Origin of the sequence: Arthrobacter sp. 9V (genome assembly GCF_902506065.1) — a bacterium.
In the GTDB taxonomy this organism is placed as follows: Bacteria; Actinomycetota; Actinomycetes; order Actinomycetales; family Micrococcaceae; genus Arthrobacter.
This window is the reverse complement of sequence record NZ_LR732963.1, coordinates 1-1,295: the sequence shown is the minus strand read 5'-3', so window position 1 is coordinate 1,295 and position 1,295 is coordinate 1. Positions and strand designations below refer to the sequence as shown.

1 protein-coding gene and 1 pseudogene are annotated in these 1,295 nt (G+C 72.0%); one reads left to right on the top strand and one right to left on the bottom strand.

Features of this window, described 5'->3' with window-relative positions; all coding sequences use genetic code 11:
- Positions 1 to 438: pseudogene (locus tag BACI9J_RS22780) on the bottom strand (MFS transporter); the annotation flags it as partial.
- A gap of 105 nt (positions 439 to 543) precedes the next feature.
- Between BACI9J_RS22780 and BACI9J_RS22775 the strand changes: the two are divergent.
- Positions 544 to 1,295: LacI family DNA-binding transcriptional regulator (locus BACI9J_RS22775; protein ID WP_159736659.1), on the top strand; the 752-nt coding region annotated here is incomplete at its 3' end.

The following is a 1,295-nucleotide window of genomic DNA, read 5'->3' as shown; positions in this document are numbered from 1 at the left end:
GAACAGCGGCATGATCGTGCGTCCGCCGGCCTTCTCGGCGGCGGCGCCGGAGACGTTCATCGACACGTCGCACAGGCCGTTGCCGAAGCCGAACGCGATGAGCGCGATCCAGATGGCGGCGAAGCCCCACCCGAGCGTGACCGCGACCCCGGCGAAGACCATGCCGAGCGCCAGGCATGCCGCAGCCACCTGCACGCCCCGCCTCGCACCGAGCTTCGCGACGATGTGTCCGGCGAACGTCAGCCCACCGATGGAGCCGACCGCCATGCCGAGCACGAGCAGGCCCATCTCGAACGTGCTCGCCCCGAGGGAGTCGCGGACGCTCGGGATCCGGCCCAGCCACGTCGCGATGTCGAGCCCGGACAGGGTGAACACCACGAACACCGCGATGATCCAGGCCTTGGTGGTCGGGACGGTGCGGGTGGACGGCGTCGTCATGGTGGTTCCCATCGTGCTGCGACGCGCTCGGTGCTGCGCGTTCTGGTGCTGGTGTTGCGGTTGTCGAATCGATTCGACTGCTCGTTCCGGCTACGCTAACGGGCGATGGACGAACCGGCAACAGGACCCGGCGCGTCGCCTTCCCGCGGCGGCGCCACCCGTCCGTCACGCCCGACGCTCGCCGCGGTCGCCCGTGCCGCCGGTGTCGCGCCGTCGACGGCATCGCTCGCGTTCAGCGGTCTCGGCCCGGTTTCCGAGGACGCCAAGGCCCGCGTGCTCGCCGCCGCCGCCGACCTCGGTTACGGCGGCCCCGACCCCCGTGCTCGTTCCCTGCGCCGAGGGCGCTCCGGCGTCATCGGCGTCGTGATGGACGAGCGCCTGAGCGATGCCTTCCGTGACCCGGTGAACGTCCTGACGCTCGACGGCATCGCCGAGGTAGCGGGCGCCGCGGGGGTGTCCCTGCTGCTCGTCCGGAGTCCGCTCGACGACGAGCAGGGCGCCGGCCCGCTGGTCGATGCCCCGATGGACGCCGTCGTGCTCGTCGGGTGCAACGTGCGGATCGACCCCGCCGTCGCCGTGCTGCGCCGTCGGCAGATCCCGGTCGTCGCGATCGAGGCGGCCGAGATCGAGGGCGCTGTCCCCGTCCAGCTCGACAACCGGGAGGCCTCACGCCGTGCTGCGGAGTACCTGCAGGGGCTCGGCCACCGGGACGTGACCGTCGTGACCCTGCCCCTCGATGCCGCACGTCGCCGTGGCCCGATCGACGCACCTCGGCAGGCCGAGGGCATCGCCTTCACCACGCTCGAACGCCTGCGTGGTGTGCGCCAGGTCTACCCGGAGGCCGTCGCGATCGAGAC